This is a genomic window from Tenacibaculum caenipelagi (genome assembly GCF_004363005.1).
In the GTDB taxonomy this organism is placed as follows: Bacteria; Bacteroidota; Bacteroidia; order Flavobacteriales; family Flavobacteriaceae; genus Polaribacter; species Polaribacter caenipelagi.
Map to the genome: position 1 here is coordinate 289,648 of NZ_SNYH01000002.1, position 16,565 is coordinate 306,212.

A 16,565-nucleotide genomic window follows, 5' to 3' on the forward strand; every position below is an offset into this window, starting at 1 on the left:
ATCTTAAAAAGACAATCGCTAAAACTACACAAATGTTTGATTATTAAAGTTTTTTCGTATATTAGCAATTCATTAACGAGGCAAATATACAACATTTTACAAAAACAAACAAACAAAAGTTTTATTTTTGTGTAATATGTAAAAAATATATTATGGAAATTTCAGAAAAGATAGCTGCTATTAGGGATCATTTTAATTTAAATAATTTTTCCTTCTCTAAAAAAATAGGTGTTACCGGAACTACTGTAGACAGTATAATAAATGGGCGCCCACAACCTGATGGCAGTAGAAAAAAAACCAAACCAGGGTACGATGTCCTTTCTTCAATTATTGATGTCTTTGACATTAACCCAGAATATTTGTTTGGGAAAAGTGATAAAATGCTACAATCAGAAAGTGCACAAAATCAAACATATTCTGGAATCCCACAAGTAGTTTCTGTAAACCCCTCAGGAAATGAGAATGTTATTTATGTTCCTATACAAGCACGTGCAGGGTATTTAAATGGCTACGGAGACTCTAATTATATAGAACAACTTCCTTCTTTTAATATGCCTCACCTTAATAATGGAACCTTTAGATGTTTTGAAGTCCAAGGAAATTCTATGGTACGCACTTTTTTTGATGGTGACTTGGTTTTTGGTAAGTATGTTGAAAATCTCTACGATATTAAAGATGGTCGTATATATGTAATTGTTAGTAAAAATGATGGTATTGTTTTAAAACGTGTTATCAATAGAATAAAAGAAAGAGGAAAACTTATTTTAAAAAGTGATAATAAAGATGGAAACTACCCTACCTACACTATAAATGTAGATGAAATAATGGAAGTATGGTATGTAACTATGTTTGCTTCTAAACAAATGCCAGAACCTATAGATGTTTATGATAGACTGCATGATTTAGAAAGTAAAGTTGTTGAACTAGAAGAACAAATTGGTCGTAAAAACTAGCTAATTGACACCTAAACCTCTATTTTTTTGTTTACTTTTTTTTACATTATCTTTAAAAGCGCAATCAAATTGGCAAGAGTTCAAAAAATTATCTTCACCAAAAAAAACATGGGTACTACTCCACCCTTTTAAAGCCAAAAAAGCCTTAATTGTTTCACGTGAAGCGTCTAGAATAAGTGACTCTATAAGAGCTTCTTCCTTGTTAGACGGTGATTTTTATGGTGGAAAAGTAGATGCTTTTCGTCATGCCTTTTGGATGACTTTATTGCAACAAGAAATTGGTAAAAATGCCGCTCATTCTCTTGGAAAAGCACACGAAAAAGAAAACTACCAAACCTATAAAAAGCGAAAATTAGAAGATGGAGTTGTTCCTGATCAAATTTCTTCGGAAATGGATTTGTTTAATAACGAAATTGGGTTGTCTCTTTCAGAAAAAGGCGGGAAACTTCCTAAAAATGGATTAGTTTATAGAGTAATCAATACCATTCATCAAGGAAAACTAAAAATTATCAAAAAAGACAAAAAGGATAATTTTTTAACATGTGCTGGTAAAGTAATTCCTGAAAAATCACTTCTAGGAAAATGGAAAAACAATAAATGTTTAGTCAATTCTAATTACCAACAATAAATGCAAAAAGTATACTTTATTTCGGGCACCATGTGTACGGTAGATTTATGGCAATTCGTGTTTCCTAAATTAGAAAACATACAACCTATTCATATCGATATTACTCTGGCAAACTCTTTTGATGAAATCAATGATATTATTTTAAATCATATTGAAGAACCTGCTACCATTGTCGGTTTTTCCTTAGGTGGATTTTCTGCTATGAACTTTGCAATTCATCATCCTGAAAAAGTAAAAAGATTAATTATTGTTGCTGCTAATACCAACGGATTAAGTGATTCAGAAATTCAGCTACGAAAAAGTACCATTGATTTTTTAGAAAAACACAGCTATAAAGGTATTTCACATGCTAGAGTTCAACAATTTTTACATCTTGATAATCATAACAACACAACAATTGTTTCTATCATCAAAAAAATGGATGTTGATTTGGGTAAAAAAGTACTAATACGTCAGTTAAAAGCAACTTCTACAAGAATAAATATTTCAGAAGAAGTTTTGAAATTAAACATTCCTATTCTTTTTATTGTTGCAGAAAATGACGCACTCGTCAAAGCAACGGAAGTTAAAGAATTTGCTAATCAAACTTTAAAAGGAAGACAGATTACCATTAAAAACTGCGGACATATGATTCCGTTAGAAAAACATAAAGAGTTATCTTCTATACTAAACTTAACCATCAACTAACAAGATAATACAAATGTTTACTAAACTTAACAACGTTATTAGTTACAGCCCTAATTTTTTAACCAAAGAAAATGCTACAAATCTATTTCAACAATTGATAAGGTACTCAGAACTTACCGATATGATGGAAATAGAAAACCCTATGGGTGGTGGTAAAATCAAATATAATTTTGGAAAAATGATGTTTATCGATTCTGATTTGATACATAAAGATGCTTTTTCAAAAGCTATTTGGGGAAATACCATAGAATGGCCAGAGTTTATGTTACCACTAAAAAAACAAGTTGAAGAGTACACTAATCAAGAGTTCAAAACTTGTGTATGTATTTATTACCCAGACGGAAGTTCTGGCATAGACTATCATTCAGATAAAATCGCTTTTGGAGACACAGACATCATTCCATCAATTAGTTTAGGGGAAGAGCGTTTGTTTTATCTTCGAGAAAACAAAACGATGATTGAAAACAAAGTACTTCTAGAGCACGGAAGTTTGTTAGTTATGAAAGACGGTTGCCAAGAACACTATGAACATAGCTTACCCGTAAACCCTGAATATCAAAAACCTAGAATCAATTTAACGTTTAGAAAATATGGTTTTTAAACAACTTTCTTTTATTACTTCTTTGAAAAAGATAATATTATTTATTGCATTCTTAATTACTCCTTTGATGAGTATCTCTCAAAATACAGACGACCTAATTCTAAAAATCAGAACTGAATTCCAGCGTATCAACTCAAACAATCAATTAGAAAAAATTGAATTATTTAATGAAGAATTTATGGGATATAGGGCTGATGGCGGTGGCCAACTTACTGGTTATTTTGAAAATAATAAACTAGTAAAAATAACTGAATGGATCGGTCCTTCCTATGGATCATTAATAACAGAATCCTATTTTAAGGACAATCAGTTATTTTTTGTTTATCAAAAAGAAAATAAATTCAAGGATATTCTTGATAATTCTGGAGAATGGATAGGTTTGGATGCATCTAAAGAAGAAACAAAATTTGAAGGAAGGTATTATTTCGATAAAAACATACTTATTAAACAACTTCTTAAAGGAAAAAGAGTGTTTAATCAAATTTTTAAGCCAGCTAGGTTTATAGAACACACAAATTCTACCGCTGAATTATTAAGAAAAAGAAAAACAACACAAAATAAACAGCAATAAGACAGCTTCTTATTCAAGAATAGCAACGAAGCTTTTATAAAAACACTTAACTATTTAAACCCATTCTAAATATTTAAGAAAACAATTCGCAAAGTTTGTTCAAGTAGTGTGTTCCGCTTAAATTTGTGCTATTATTTAATCAACAAACAAAATAATGAGCGGATTACTAAAATCTTCTATCGGAAGAAAGTTTGCCATGGCACTTTCGGCATTCTTCCTGATGTTATTCTTATTACAACATTTTGCAATTAACATTACTTCAATTTTTCCAGATAATGGAGCTACATTCAATAAAATGTCGCACTTTATGGGAACAAATCCGTTAATTCAATATGTAATGCAACCTGTCCTAATTTTTGGGGTAGTTTTTCACTTTGTAATGGGATTCATCTTAGAAATGAAAAACAACAGTGCACGTAAAGTAAGTTATGCTAAAAATAACGGAGCTGCGAACTCTACTTGGATGAGTAGAAACATGATTTACAGTGGTGGTTTTATTTTAGTATTCATCATCATTCACTTTATCGATTTTTGGTTCCCAGAAATCAACACCAAGTTTATTCAAGGTGATTGGAGTGGATTACACGATGGTGAGTTTAGATACTTCCATGAGTTACAACACAAATTCTTAGCTCCTTGGCGTGTTGGATTGTATGTATTAGGTTTTGTTTTCTTAGCATTACACTTATTACATGGATTTAGTTCTGCTTTCCAATCAGTTGGAGCAAATAATAAATATACCAGAGGATTGAAAGGATTTGGTAAAGTATATGCTATCGGAATTCCTGTAGGATTCATCATCATTGCATTATTCCACCATTTCAATCACTAATAAAACCACTTAAATATGGCAATTTTAGATTCAAAAATACCAAAAGGTCCATTAAAAGATAAGTGGACAACTTATAAAGATAAAATCGACTTGGTAAACCCTGCCAACAAACGTTTAATTGACGTAATTGTAGTAGGTACGGGTTTAGCAGGTGGTTCTGCTTCTGCAACTTTAGCAGAATTAGGGTACAACGTGAAAGCGTTTGCTTACCAAGATTCTCCTCGTCGTGCACACTCTATTGCTGCACAAGGAGGTATTAACGCAGCAAAAAACTATCAAGGAGACGGTGATTCTTTTTACCGTTTATTTTACGATACTGTAAAAGGAGGAGATTACCGTTCTCGTGAAGCGAACGTTTATCGTTTAGCTGAGGTTTCTGCAAACATCATTGATCAATGTGTGGCACAAGGAGTTCCTTTTGCTCGTGATTATGGTGGACAATTAGATAACCGTTCGTTTGGTGGGGTACTAGTATCTCGTACATTCTACGCGAAAGGACAAACTGGTCAGCAGTTATTATTAGGAGCTTATTCAGCAATGAACCGTCAAATTGCTCGTGGTAAGATTGAAATGTTCAATCGTCATGAAATGTTAGATCTGGTAATTGTTGATGGAAAAGCTCGCGGTATTATTGCTCGTAACTTGGTTACTGGTGAAATTGAGCGTCACTCTGCACACGCTGTAGTAATTGCTTCTGGTGGATACGGAAATGTGTATTTCTTATCAACTAACGCAATGGGGTCTAACGCAACAGCAGCTTGGAAAGTTCACAAAAAAGGAGCGTTCTTTGCAAATCCTTGTTACACGCAAATTCACCCAACTTGTATTCCTCGTTCAGGTGACTATCAGTCTAAATTAACCCTAATGTCAGAATCGTTACGTAACGATGGACGTATTTGGGTTCCAAAGAAAATGGAAGATGTATTAGCTATTAGAGAGGGGAAATTAAAGCCTACTCAAATCGCTGAAGAAGATAGAGATTACTACTTAGAAAGAAGATATCCTGCCTTTGGTAACTTAGTACCTCGTGATGTGGCTTCTCGTGCTGCAAAAGAGCGTTGTGATGCTGGTTACGGTGTAAATGCTACTGGTGAAGCTGTTTACTTAGATTTTAAATCAGCTATTGAGCGTTACGGTAAAGAGCAGTGTAAATTACACGGAATTAAAAACCCTACTCAAGAAAAAATTATTGAGGAAGGTGAAAAAGTAGTAGAGGCTAAATACGGAAACTTATTCCAAATGTATGAGAAGATTGTAGATGACAATCCATACAAAACACCAATGATGATTTATCCTGCAACTCACTATACAATGGGTGGAATTTGGGTAGATTATAACTTAATGACTACCATTGATGGTTGTTATGCTATTGGTGAAGCAAACTTCTCTGATCACGGTGCAAACCGTTTAGGAGCTTCTGCATTAATGCAAGGTTTAGCTGACGGATACTTCGTGTTACCTTATACAATTGGTAATTATTTATCTAACGATATCCGTACAGGAAAAATTTCAACAGATACTAAAGAGTTTGAAGAAGCTGAAAAAGCAGTTAAAGACCGTATTGATTTCTTCATTAACAATAAAGGAGAGCATTCTGTAGATTACTACCACAAGAAGTTAGGAAAAATCATGTGGGAAAAATGTGGAATGGCACGTAACGAGCAAGGTTTAAAAGAAGCGATGGCTGAAATTAAAGCCTTACGTGAAGATTTCTGGAAGAACGTAACTGTTCCAGGAGATGCGAATGAAATGAACCCAGAATTAGAAAAAGCTGGTAGAGTTGCTGATTTCTTAGAGCTAGGAGAATTATTTGCTAAAGATGCCTTAAACAGAACAGAATCTTGTGGAGGACACTTTAGAGAAGAGTCTGTTGAATTAGACGGACCTCAAAAAGGAGAAGCAAAACGTGATGATACTAACTTTGCTTACGTAGCTGCATGGGAATATAAAGGAGAGCCAGCTGATGCTGTTTTACACAAAGAAGAATTAGAGTTTAACGATATTGAATTAAAACAACGTTCATACAAATAAGAGAGAATTATGAATTTAACACTTAAAATTTGGCGTCAAAAAAACGCAAGTGATAAAGGAAAAATGGTCGAATATAAGGTGACCGATATTTCTGAGCATATGTCTTTCTTAGAAATGATGGACGTATTAAATGAACAACTAGTAAACTCTGGTGAAGAGCCAGTAGCATTTGACCACGACTGTCGTGAAGGAATTTGCGGTATGTGTTCAATGTATATTAACGGTGAAGCACACGGACCAGATCGTGGTGTAACTACTTGTCAGTTACACATGCGTATGTTTAACGATGGTGATACGATTACAATTGAACCATTTAGAGCTGCTGCCTTCCCTGTTATTAAAGATTTAGTAGTTGATAGAAGTTCTTTTGAAAGAATTCAACAAGCTGGAGGGTATATTTCAGTAAACACCTCTGGTAACACTACTGATGCGAATGCTATTTTAGTTCCTAAAGAAAATGCTGATAAAGCAATGGATGCTGCAACTTGTATTGGTTGTGGTGCTTGTGTAGCTACTTGTAAAAACTCATCTGCAATGTTATTTGTAGGAGCAAAAGTATCTCAATACGCTTTATTACCACAAGGACAAGTAGAAGCTACTGAACGTGTTAAAAACATGGTAGCACAAATGGATTTAGAAGGTTTTGGTAACTGTACCAACACTGGAGCATGTGAAATCGAGTGTCCGAAAGGAATTTCTTTAGAAAACATTGCTCGCATGAACTCTGAGTTCTTAAAAGCAAGTTTTAAAGGATAAGATTTTTATAACTTATAGATATAAAAGACCGAAGCAATGCTTCGGTCTTTTTATATAACTCATATTTATATGCTTATACCTTTTTTATTTTAGATGAATAGAAAAAATATACATTTGTCGCCGATGATTAGAGTATTATAATCTATGGGGGACTATCTATTTTGAATCAAAAAAAGCCTGAGCTTTCACTCAGGCTTTTAATATTTTAATTTTGTTTGTATTTATTTCCAAGTATTTTCTGCTTCGCTACCACTCCATATTACTGTAGCTAAATACGGATTATCAATAAATGGGTTTCTATTTCCTTGAGCATTTGCAACCACATTATTACGTTGCATTTCTAAATCGGATACTGGATCTTCTGCATTCCATTGTAACAATAAGGTAACCATATTGCTATCAGAAGTTGCTACAGACCCCACGGCTACATTTTTTGGTAAACACTGGTTACCATAACGTACATACATATACATCATCATACGGGCTACATCTCCCTTCCATTCATCACCAGGGTACCAATTTCCCGAAACATCTCCTGCTTTACCTGAACCAGTAGCAAATAACTTATTTCCCCTTTGAGAGTTAAACGTGATATCACAAGGTCTTAAATGATGTGCGTCTGCCCCAGGACCAGAAGTTCCTAAATCTGGTGTTCCTAGTGATTTAGCATATACATGTTCTCTGTTCCATTGAGTTCCTGCTGTACCACCATTAGCATTTTTATCTCTAGTTCTATCAGTTACATAATTTCCGTCATTATCATCATACCCATAGATTAAAACAACTTTACTATTGTCTGTAAGATCTAAATCAGATTGTTTTAATACATCCCAAACTCCCGGAGTGTATGATAAAGTAGTTGTATGTGTACTTATTATTGTAGTAGCTAATTCCTCTTTTAAAGAGCTTCCTGTTAGTGTAAAATCTATGTCTTTATAATACTCTGATATCTCAGAAGGTATATTGAAATTACCTGTGTTACCTGTTGCCAATGCTTTTACAGTAATAACCACAGTTGCTGTAGAACAACTACTAGGTGTAATTGTACTACAAATTGTATATTTAAAAGTATCTGTACCAACAAAACCTTGTGCTGGAGTATATGTAAACATATTATTACTCTCAACAATAGTCCCATTCCTTGCTGAAGAGGTCTCAAACGTCACTTTTACACTTCCAGATGTATAAGTGTCATTCTCTAAAAAACTTGGCAATACAGTTGCTGTATTTTCATCAGCTTGAAAAGAATCATTAACAGCTATTACTGTATCTTTTTCTTCAGGTAGTATAACTTCATTATCACTCCCTCCACAATTAATAAACAATGCTAACATTGCTATTAGTCCAATTACTTTCTTCATGATCTTCTATTAAATAATTATTCTTTTATATACTTATCATGCACCTTTGTTGGTACATTTTCATTCCATACAGTTAAAATATCTGTAGCTACACTTGCTCCACTACCTGCTGCTATAGCAAATTGACTTCTCCAACCAGCTAAGGTTCCGCAAACATATAAGCCCTCTTTAATCAAATGGTTGAAATTACGTAACTGTATTCTATCTTTCATTGCATTTGCTCGTATATGTCGCTCTACATATTGCTCTAATCCAGTAATTTCAAAAGGCTTTGAATAGTTTAATGCTATTACAACTACTTTACTGTAATATTCATTTTTGTTTGTAGTAACTTTATATCCTCTTTCATCATCTAAAACTGCTACTACCTTTTCTTTTTCTATTTGAGTTACCTCAGGATATAACTCATTTAATTGCTTTTTTCCTGCTTCTAAAACATCTTTTCCCAAGGTTCCTGAAGTTAATCCTAAGACATTATTAAATAGTGCATCTTGTAAATGAGATGCTCGTTGATGCATAATAATTCCAACTTTTTTTCCTTTTGCATATTCTTTAGCAAGTGCTGATCCTAAAATCAAAGCACATTGCATTCCTGAAACCCCTCCTCCTACAATAAGCGTGTCGTAAATCATTTTATGCTAATAACATTTTAATGTTGGTTGCAAATAGTTTAACTGCAATGGCTAATAAGATTACCCCAAATATCTTCCTAATGATTTTAATTCCATTAGGACCAATCAGTTTTTCAATTTTTGCCGAGGTTTTTAATACAATATAAATTACTATTACGTTTAATAAAACCGCAATAATTATATTTTCTAAATTAAATTCTGCTCGTAAAGAAAGGAGTGTCGTTAAACTACCTGGTCCTGCAATTAATGGAAATGCTAATGGGAAAACTGTTGCGCTTAATGCTTCTTCTTCATCTTCTTTATATAAAGTAATCCCTAAAATCATTTCCAAAGCAATAAAAAATAAGATGAAAGATCCTGCCACAGCAAATGAATGAACATCTATACCTATTAGATTTAACAAACGCTGTCCTACGAATAAAAATAAAATCATAATAAACCCTGCTATTACAGAAGCCTTTTCTGATTGAATGTGTCCTACCCTTTTACGTAAATCAATAACAATAGGAATGTTACCTACAATATCAATTACCGCAAATAATACCATAAAGGCTGTGAAAATTTCTTTAAAGTTAAAGTCCATAGTTGATGTTTTTCGTGTGCAAAATTATATAAGTAATGTTATATTCTAGTATTTTTGCATTTAAATTTACGAGAAGTTAATATAAACTTCTAATTTTAAACTTATTTTATGTTTCAATTAGGAAAAACCATAGTTTCAGAAGACCTTATAGAAAAAGAATTCGTCTGTAACTTATCTGCCTGTAAAGGTGCTTGTTGTATTGATGGTGATGCAGGTGCTCCACTAGAAAAAGAAGAAACAAAAATCTTAGAAGAAATATACCCTAAAGTAAAACCTTTTTTACGAAAAGAAGGTATTGCCGCTATTGAAAAACAAGGTACATGGATTACGAGTGATTTTGGTGAGTTAGAAACTCCGTTAATTGATGATGCAGATTGTGCTTATGTAATTTTTGATAAGAAAGGAACTGCTTTGTGTGCTATTGAAGAAGCTTACAATCAAGGAATTGTAGATTGGAAAAAGCCTGTTTCTTGTCATCTATATCCTGTTCGAGTAAAAGACTATAGTGAATTTGCAGCCGTTAACTATCATAAATGGGAAATTTGTGATGATGCTTGTTTCTTAGGTAAAGAATTACAAGTACCAGTATACAAGTTTGTAAAACAAGCACTGATAAGAAAGTTTGGGCAAAACTGGTACGACGAACTTGAAAAAGTTGCAGAAAAACATTTGAAAAAATAAATTCAACAAACAAAAACGACGCTAATTAGCGTCGTTTTTGTTTATTACATATTGCAATTTTAATTCACTTTAAAACTCCATACTTGTCCGATAGACTTTGCTCCTGCATTATCAATCGTATTTACTTTCCAATAGTATGTTTTACCAGATTCTACAGTTACTTGAATACTTGTGACACTTATACCTTCTTCTTTTATTGTTGTTGGAATGGCATCTTCACCAAAATAAACATCATAGGTTAGTGTATCTCCTGTATTAGAATCTGCTCCTTTCCACTCTAAAGTAACTGCTAATCCATCAACCGCACTCTCATCTACTGGTTTCACTAATTCTGCAGTAAAAGGAGCTATATTACTTTCTCCTTCTGCTTTTGTATAAAAAGCAAATACCGATGAAGGTTCACTTTCCTTTCCTTTGCTATCTATTGCAGTAACTCTCCAGTAATACGCAACGTCTTTCTCTAAAATTATTGTAGCTTGAGATGTGTTTGCTGTTTGTGTTTTAGCAATATTGGTTAACTCTCTGTTTTTAGCAATTTCAACCTTATAGCTAACTTTATCTTTATTTGGATCTGTGGCATCGCTCCAATCAAATGAAATACTATTATCTATGCACAATAAGTTTTGCGTAGGATATACCAAATTTACTACAGTTGGCGCTTCATTTACAGGTTCTTTACTTCCACAAGCAACAAATAAAGGAAGTGAAAATAAGGCTACTTTTTTTATTACTTTTCTCATCGTTTTAAAACTTTAAATGTGTTTGTGTTATCATTACCAATCTTGAGTATATATGTTCCAGATTTAAAACCATTGAACGGAATTGATAATTCATTACCTTGTTTCGCAAAACTTCCTTCCAGCACTCTTCTTCCTTTTGTATCATAAACTTTTACATCAAGGCTTGATGCTACATTATCAGGTAATAACAAATCAATTGCTTCTGAAACTGGATTCTCTTTTAAGAAAATATTATCTATAATTACATTGAGCTTTCCTTCACATGCTTTGGCTGTTTTAACTTCTAAAACTCCACCTTTTTTAGTATTTACATCAAAGACTGATGTATTAAAAGTTTCCAGCACATCTCCATTTAAATATAAAGTATAAGGCGCTGTCCCTGATGTTATATTTACCGTATAATTTTGAGATTCTTCATTTTTAACCAGTTTGAATGCTACTGGATTAGATGCTCCAATCTTAACTTCGTAACATTGAACATAATCATCTCTATCATTAACTTTTACACATACTTCGTATGTTCCTGGAGCTAAATCGGAAAAAGTAACCGAAGCTGTTGTTAATTGCTCTGTTAAATCTGTTGGAGTTCCCTTTACAGTTACTGTATAACTCACAAATGTTTGTTTTACACCTACTATTATTTTCCCATCATTTTGATCAACACAAGTTTCTGAAATTGTTTTTACCGAAATATTATCTGGGTTTTTATAGCTTGTGTCGCATACATCACCTATTCCGTCATTATTACCATCTTTCTGATCTGGGTTTTTAGTAGTTACACAATTATCTACATCATCCATTATACCATCTCCATCGGAGTCCTGACAAGCGTCTCCTTTTCCATTTCCATCAGTATCTTTTTGATCTGGATTTGCTACTTCAGGGCAGTTATCATTAATATCTAAAATTCCATCACCATCAGTATCTTGACACACATCTCCTACCCCATTTCCGTCAGTATCTGCTTGATCTGCATTTGCTGTATTCGGACAGTTATCAACACCATTTAGAACACCATCTCCGTCGGCATCACCATTAGGGTCAAACGTAAACTTTCCAGAGAAAATACCTCTACCATAAGTAGCAGCAAAAACAGTATTATCATCACGTAAATCTAAATCTAAGACTGGTACATTACTCATCCCATTATATGATTGAGTCCAGCTAGGTGAAGCATCATTAAAGTTTTTCGTTTTCCAAACCCCTAAATCTGTTCCAATAATCACTTCATTAGTACTTAATGGATTTTGCAAAATCGCTTTTACTGGTATATCTGGTAAATTTCCTTCTTTACTTACCCAACTAACACCTCCATTATTAGAAAACCAAATGTTTTTTACCCCATAGTTATGCATCGTAACAAAAATTTGATTTTCAGTTTCTCCAAACTCGATATCAGAAACGGATCCTACAAATTCTTCCCCTGTAATTTCTGACCAAGAGCCTGAACCCACATTAGCTTTCTCTACTTTTAGTAATTTACCGTTTTTTAAACCAATAAATAGTTTACTAGATGTTTTTGTGTGAGGAGAAACTTTCAATGTAGAAGGTTCGGCATCCATTAATGAATTTGATAAGGATTGCTTTACTACAGCTGACGATAGTATATTTGAGTATCTTTTAACAATATAATTTGTTCCTGAAGAATAATTTGAATATAAAATATTCAAATGAGAATCTAACTCTTCTTGATTAATAAAATCTCCATTCGATTCTTCTTCATCGTTGATAGTAATTACTTGATTAGTTGACATGTTTTTTAATTCGATAGCCTGATTGTAAACATAATTAGCTATATAATACTTATCTGCCCCATCTGTATCGAAAAAACTGGCTGCTCCATCTCCTCCAGAAACATCATAAGAACTATTTACACCAGTCTTAGCATTGGTAACTAAATGAGTTCCATTATCTTGAGCTCCGGCTAAAAAGTATTCTTTTCCATCAAAAGCTGTTGTTGGAGCCACTCCAACTGTATAAAACTGAACTGTATTGTAATTGTTATTTCTTTTGTTTATTGTAGCTCCTGAATTATTAGAAAAATAAACTCCCCCATCATTTCCAAAAACCATTCTACTAGAAGAGGCAAATGCTAAACCATGTTGATCTGCATGCACATTATTAGAGATACTAAAACCACCATACCAATGAGATAATTGATTCCAACTTGTTCCTCCATTAACAGATTTAAACAAATCTATTCCTCCTACATAAACCGTATTCTCATCATTTGGATCTACCTTAATTAACAAATCGTAAAAAGATTGTCCCCTTGTAAAATCATTAGCCTCAATACCGGTATCTGCATCATTTGGTAATGTTAATTCATTAACTACAGCAAAATCATCTATTGTTTTAAAGATTTTAACTGGTGTACTTTCACTATTTATTTCAGATAATACATATACCGTTTTAGGACTTGTTGGTGATAAAGCTATCTCAGTTCTTATTCCATTTGGAATAGAATGTATCAAACTAAAACTATTCCCATTCGTCGATTTAAAAATAGTTCCTCCACCATCACCATAAGTATAGCTTTGAGTCGTACTTACATAAATTGAATTATCTGAAGCTATTTCAATATTATTAGGTTCATATTCATTACCTCCTGAAGTTTTAGGAAAATTTACTTTGGTAAAATTTGTACCGTCTGTTGATTTATACACTCCAATACGGTCTCCTCCTAATGAAACTCCTCCTGTATACCCCGCTTCTCCAGCAGCAATATAAACTTCAGATACACCTGCATTATTTCTTACAACAATATCATTTATGTGTTGAATACCTGGAACAACTGTAGCATTAGTAGCATTGTTATTCGTTTTTATCAATGTTCCATTTACAGTACCAGAAGATATTGCGGTAATTATTGCATCACCATCTTCTTTTCCTATCATCACTGCTGGAATACTAACTTCTCCTGCTCCGTCTCCTGCTGCCATATTAAAAGGAGGTGTAGTTGCGTTATTAACTACAATAACTGCAATAGCTCCAGCATCTTGTGCGTTTTTTGCTTTAGCTGAAAAGTTACATGTACCTCTTCTTATAACAGCAATTTTACCATTTAATTCCGAAGTATTTGTAATCGCTTCACAACCATCTTCTGTTGTTCCCGTTCCATCATCTGCTAATATTAAATCACTTGTAATTGGAGATGTTATATCCCCTCCAAAAGCTTTAGTTAATACTGTTGTATAGTCTCCTTTTATTTCTAAAGGTAAATTGATAGTTAATTTAGAGTTTGTGTCAAAAAAAGAGGCTCCTGAAACTCCTCCAAATACTTTTGTCCATGAATTTCCACTATCAACAGATTTCCACAAACCATCACCATTTACATCACCGTTTACGTACGACTCTCCCGTACCTACATAAAAAACTTTAGAATCATTAGGATCAACAGCAATACATGACACTGCTAAATTTTCAGGAATTCCTACCCTAACCCACTTTGATGAAGAATTAGATATATTGGTGTTTTTCCACAAACCACCACTAACTCCACCTGCAAAAACGGTTTCATTTGTAGCATCATTTGGATCAAAAATTAATGCTCTTGTTCTACCTCCAACATTATTAGGACCTCTTTCTTCCCAAGCATTATCAACTTCTCCAGGCACCTTTTGTCCTGCTCTACGTTTATTTAGCTCTTCTTGAAGTTTATAAACATTTTCTTTGTGTGTTCTTCCTGTATTAGGATTAATTTCACTTAAATACTTTTGTTCAAAATAGGCATTTGGTGGCAATCCTTGTGCTTTTCTTTTCTTTTTAGGGAGTTCTCCTGTTTTTTGAAAAGGATGGTTTTTTAAAAATTCTGCATGCTGCTTTCTTAACTTACTAATTTCAGTTTCGTTATTGACTGAAATTTTAAAAGTAACACCACAAATAGCTATTGTTAAAAAGCTAAATAAGAGTAGTTTTTTTCTCATAATAATATTGTTCTCGACAAGTAAAACAAATAGTTTTCATTTTACCCTACTATTTATTAGGATTAATATGTTAAATCTGTTAATTATTAGAAAAAAAACAATTGATAAATACGATTTAACTAATATTTCCCATTAATTTTCTATGCAAACGAATAGCAAATCCGTCAGACAATCCAGCAATGTAACTACATATTTGCATAATTCTGTCATACAGATTTTTTCTTTCTTGTTGATATTCTTCTGGAAGTAAATTCAATACTAATTTATCGTAGTTCGATTGCTTATTGTCAAACTTATTATTTAACGCTGTTACAAAAACATCTAATAAATCAGCTATAATTTTATAACCTGCCACCTCTTTTTCTATTACTTCTTTACTTCGGTAAATTTTATCGACGCTTATTTTGATAATGTCGTTAATCTGTGCTTCGTACTTACACTTATCTAACAAACCTTTATCAAACGTTCCGTTTAAAATAGCCTCTTCATTCTCTAAAAAAATAGTTACTGCTTCATTAATTAACACCCCAATTGCTAAAGCACGTAAGTAACTTACACGATCTTTTTGATGCTGTAATGAATGATATTTTTTACTATCAATAGTATCTTTTACCAACTTAATCATGTATTCTAAAGCATAATCTTCTTCAATCAGTCCAAGATTAATACCATCTTCAAAATCGATAATTGTATAGCAAATATCATCTGCTGCTTCTACTAGATACGCTAATGGATGACGATAAAAAGATACTCCATCACTTTCTTTTTGTTGCAGACCTAAATCTTGAGCTACTTCTAAAAAAGCTGTTTTTTCAGACTGAAAGAAACCATATTTTTTATCGACAATATGTTTGGTTGGTTTCTTAGGAAGACTCTCTTTAGGGTACTTTAAAAAAGCCCCTAAGGTTGCATACGACAAACGCAAACCTCCTTCAATTCCTTCTCTACTTTCCGTTAGTATTTTAAACCCATTGGCATTTCCTTCAAAATCAATGAGATCTTGATATTCTAAATCGGTAAGCTGCTCTTTATACTGAAGTCCTTTTCCTGTTTTAAAATATTCTCCAATCGCTTTTTCTCCAGAATGACCAAACGGCGGATTCCCAATATCGTGCATTACTGATGCTGCGGCGACAATCGCACCAAAATCATTAAAAGTATAGCCTAATTCTTGTAATTTAGGGTGGCGTTCTAACAATACTTTCCCTACCCGTCTTCCTAAGGTTCTTCCTACAACTGAAACCTCTAAGCTGTGGGTTAAACGTGTATGAACAAAATCGGTTTTTGATAATGGAATTACCTGTGTTTTATCTTGTAGACTGCGAAAAGCTGACGAAAAGATAATTCTATCAAAATCTACTTCAAACCCTAAACGAGTTTCGTCTTGTTTTGCACGTTCACGTTTTTGGGTATCACCAAAACGTTTTAAAGAAAGGAGTTGTTCCCAGTTCATCATCCAATAAATTTTTTCGAAAATACTAAAAAAGAGAAGCCTTTCAGCTTCTCTTTATCACTTTTAATTTAATTTGCTTTTTATAAGGTTTCTCTCCTTAAGCGTAGGGGATAGAAATACTACAAAAGGT

The 16,565-nt window shown here is 33.1% G+C and carries 15 protein-coding genes; 9 read left to right on the forward strand and 6 right to left on the reverse strand.

Features of this window, described 5'->3' with window-relative positions:
- The first annotated feature begins 152 nt into the window (after positions 1 to 152).
- The 8 genes from DFQ07_RS04830 to DFQ07_RS04865 all read left to right on the forward strand — a co-directional run bounded on the left by DFQ07_RS04830 (position 153) and on the right by DFQ07_RS04865 (position 7,059).
- Positions 153 to 953 carry an XRE family transcriptional regulator gene (locus tag DFQ07_RS04830; protein WP_133535145.1) on the forward strand — a complete coding sequence of 267 codons (801 nt, stop codon included), beginning with the start codon at positions 153 to 155 and terminating at the stop codon, positions 951 to 953.
- A gap of 4 nt (positions 954 to 957) precedes the next feature.
- The gene (locus tag DFQ07_RS04835) at positions 958 to 1,581 is read left to right on the forward strand and encodes a DUF6973 domain-containing protein (protein WP_133535146.1); all 624 of its coding nucleotides are present in this window, start codon (positions 958 to 960) and stop codon (positions 1,579 to 1,581) included.
- Positions 1,582 to 2,268, forward strand: coding sequence for an alpha/beta fold hydrolase (locus DFQ07_RS04840; RefSeq protein ID WP_133535147.1), 687 nt, complete (start codon positions 1,582 to 1,584; stop codon positions 2,266 to 2,268).
- Between the two features lie 13 nt (positions 2,269 to 2,281).
- Positions 2,282 to 2,869, forward strand: a complete 588-nt coding sequence (locus DFQ07_RS04845; RefSeq protein ID WP_133535148.1) for an alpha-ketoglutarate-dependent dioxygenase AlkB — start codon at positions 2,282 to 2,284, stop codon at positions 2,867 to 2,869.
- Positions 2,859 to 3,440 carry a hypothetical protein gene (locus DFQ07_RS04850; protein WP_166627720.1) on the forward strand — a complete coding sequence of 194 codons (582 nt, stop codon included), beginning with the start codon at positions 2,859 to 2,861 and terminating at the stop codon, positions 3,438 to 3,440. The genes DFQ07_RS04845 and DFQ07_RS04850 overlap by 11 nt, the downstream gene beginning before the upstream one ends.
- Before the next feature lie 154 nt (positions 3,441 to 3,594).
- Positions 3,595 to 4,272 (forward strand): succinate dehydrogenase cytochrome b subunit, encoded by a 678-nt coding sequence (locus tag DFQ07_RS04855; RefSeq protein WP_133535150.1) that lies wholly within the window; start codon positions 3,595 to 3,597, stop codon positions 4,270 to 4,272.
- Between the two features lie 15 nt (positions 4,273 to 4,287).
- On the forward strand, positions 4,288 to 6,303 hold the full coding sequence (locus DFQ07_RS04860) for a fumarate reductase/succinate dehydrogenase flavoprotein subunit (RefSeq protein WP_133535151.1): 2,016 nt from the start codon (positions 4,288 to 4,290) through the stop codon (positions 6,301 to 6,303).
- A gap of 9 nt (positions 6,304 to 6,312) precedes the next feature.
- Complete coding sequence (locus tag DFQ07_RS04865) at positions 6,313 to 7,059, forward strand: succinate dehydrogenase/fumarate reductase iron-sulfur subunit (RefSeq protein WP_133535152.1); 747 nt, start codon at positions 6,313 to 6,315, stop codon at positions 7,057 to 7,059.
- A gap of 221 nt (positions 7,060 to 7,280) precedes the next feature.
- Here DFQ07_RS04865 and DFQ07_RS04870 read toward each other — a convergent pair whose 3' ends face one another.
- From DFQ07_RS04870 to DFQ07_RS04880, 3 genes are read right to left on the reverse strand one after another with little or no spacing between them, the layout of a single operon-like run.
- Positions 7,281 to 8,420 (reverse strand): endonuclease, encoded by a 1,140-nt coding sequence (locus DFQ07_RS04870; RefSeq protein ID WP_243743933.1) that lies wholly within the window; start codon positions 8,418 to 8,420, stop codon positions 7,281 to 7,283.
- Positions 8,421 to 8,437: 17 nt separating this feature from the next.
- Positions 8,438 to 9,052, reverse strand: a complete 615-nt coding sequence (locus tag DFQ07_RS04875) for an FAD-dependent oxidoreductase (RefSeq protein WP_133535153.1) — start codon at positions 9,050 to 9,052, stop codon at positions 8,438 to 8,440.
- Position 9,053: 1 nt separating this feature from the next.
- Positions 9,054 to 9,635 (reverse strand): MarC family protein, encoded by a 582-nt coding sequence (locus DFQ07_RS04880; RefSeq protein WP_133535154.1) that lies wholly within the window; start codon positions 9,633 to 9,635, stop codon positions 9,054 to 9,056.
- Between the two features lie 108 nt (positions 9,636 to 9,743).
- Here DFQ07_RS04880 and DFQ07_RS04885 point away from each other — a divergent pair, with 108 nt between their 5' ends.
- Entirely contained in the window at positions 9,744 to 10,316 is a 573-nt protein-coding gene (locus tag DFQ07_RS04885; protein WP_133535155.1) for a DUF3109 family protein, read from the forward strand.
- A 59-nt stretch (positions 10,317 to 10,375) separates the two neighbouring features.
- Here DFQ07_RS04885 and DFQ07_RS04890 read toward each other — a convergent pair whose 3' ends face one another.
- From DFQ07_RS04890 to DFQ07_RS04900, 3 genes are all read right to left on the reverse strand, one after another.
- The gene (locus tag DFQ07_RS04890) at positions 10,376 to 11,056 is read right to left on the reverse strand and encodes a fibronectin type III domain-containing protein (protein ID WP_133535156.1); all 681 of its coding nucleotides are present in this window, start codon (positions 11,054 to 11,056) and stop codon (positions 10,376 to 10,378) included.
- Positions 11,053 to 14,982, reverse strand: a complete 3,930-nt coding sequence (locus DFQ07_RS04895; protein ID WP_133535157.1) for a thrombospondin type 3 repeat-containing protein — start codon at positions 14,980 to 14,982, stop codon at positions 11,053 to 11,055. Before DFQ07_RS04895 ends, DFQ07_RS04890 begins: the two co-directional genes overlap by 4 nt.
- A gap of 115 nt (positions 14,983 to 15,097) precedes the next feature.
- Positions 15,098 to 16,435, reverse strand: a complete 1,338-nt coding sequence (locus DFQ07_RS04900; protein WP_133535438.1) for a deoxyguanosinetriphosphate triphosphohydrolase — start codon at positions 16,433 to 16,435, stop codon at positions 15,098 to 15,100.
- Between the last annotated feature and the right edge of the window lie 130 nt (positions 16,436 to 16,565).

Bases quoted from the DNA above. Each gene is read 5' to 3' on its own strand.
- DFQ07_RS04830 (WP_133535145.1), top strand. From the start codon at position 153: ATGGAAATTTCAGAAAAGATAGCTGCTATTAGGGATCATTTTAATTTA.
- DFQ07_RS04840 (WP_133535147.1), top strand. From the start codon at position 1,582: ATGCAAAAAGTATACTTTATTTCGGGCACCATGTGTACGGTAGATTTA.
- DFQ07_RS04845 (WP_133535148.1), top strand. From the start codon at position 2,282: ATGTTTACTAAACTTAACAACGTTATTAGTTACAGCCCTAATTTTTTA.
- DFQ07_RS04850 (WP_166627720.1), top strand. From the start codon at position 2,859: ATGGTTTTTAAACAACTTTCTTTTATTACTTCTTTGAAAAAGATAATA.
- DFQ07_RS04855 (WP_133535150.1), top strand. From the start codon at position 3,595: ATGAGCGGATTACTAAAATCTTCTATCGGAAGAAAGTTTGCCATGGCA.
- DFQ07_RS04860 (WP_133535151.1), top strand. From the start codon at position 4,288: ATGGCAATTTTAGATTCAAAAATACCAAAAGGTCCATTAAAAGATAAG.
- DFQ07_RS04865 (WP_133535152.1), top strand. From the start codon at position 6,313: ATGAATTTAACACTTAAAATTTGGCGTCAAAAAAACGCAAGTGATAAA.
- DFQ07_RS04870 (WP_243743933.1), bottom strand. From the start codon at position 8,420: ATGAAGAAAGTAATTGGACTAATAGCAATGTTAGCATTGTTTATTAAT.
- DFQ07_RS04875 (WP_133535153.1), bottom strand. From the start codon at position 9,052: ATGATTTACGACACGCTTATTGTAGGAGGAGGGGTTTCAGGAATGCAA.
- DFQ07_RS04880 (WP_133535154.1), bottom strand. From the start codon at position 9,635: ATGGACTTTAACTTTAAAGAAATTTTCACAGCCTTTATGGTATTATTT.
- DFQ07_RS04885 (WP_133535155.1), top strand. From the start codon at position 9,744: ATGTTTCAATTAGGAAAAACCATAGTTTCAGAAGACCTTATAGAAAAA.
- DFQ07_RS04890 (WP_133535156.1), bottom strand. From the start codon at position 11,056: ATGAGAAAAGTAATAAAAAAAGTAGCCTTATTTTCACTTCCTTTATTT.
- DFQ07_RS04895 (WP_133535157.1), bottom strand. From the start codon at position 14,982: ATGAGAAAAAAACTACTCTTATTTAGCTTTTTAACAATAGCTATTTGT.
- DFQ07_RS04900 (WP_133535438.1), bottom strand. From the start codon at position 16,435: ATGAACTGGGAACAACTCCTTTCTTTAAAACGTTTTGGTGATACCCAA.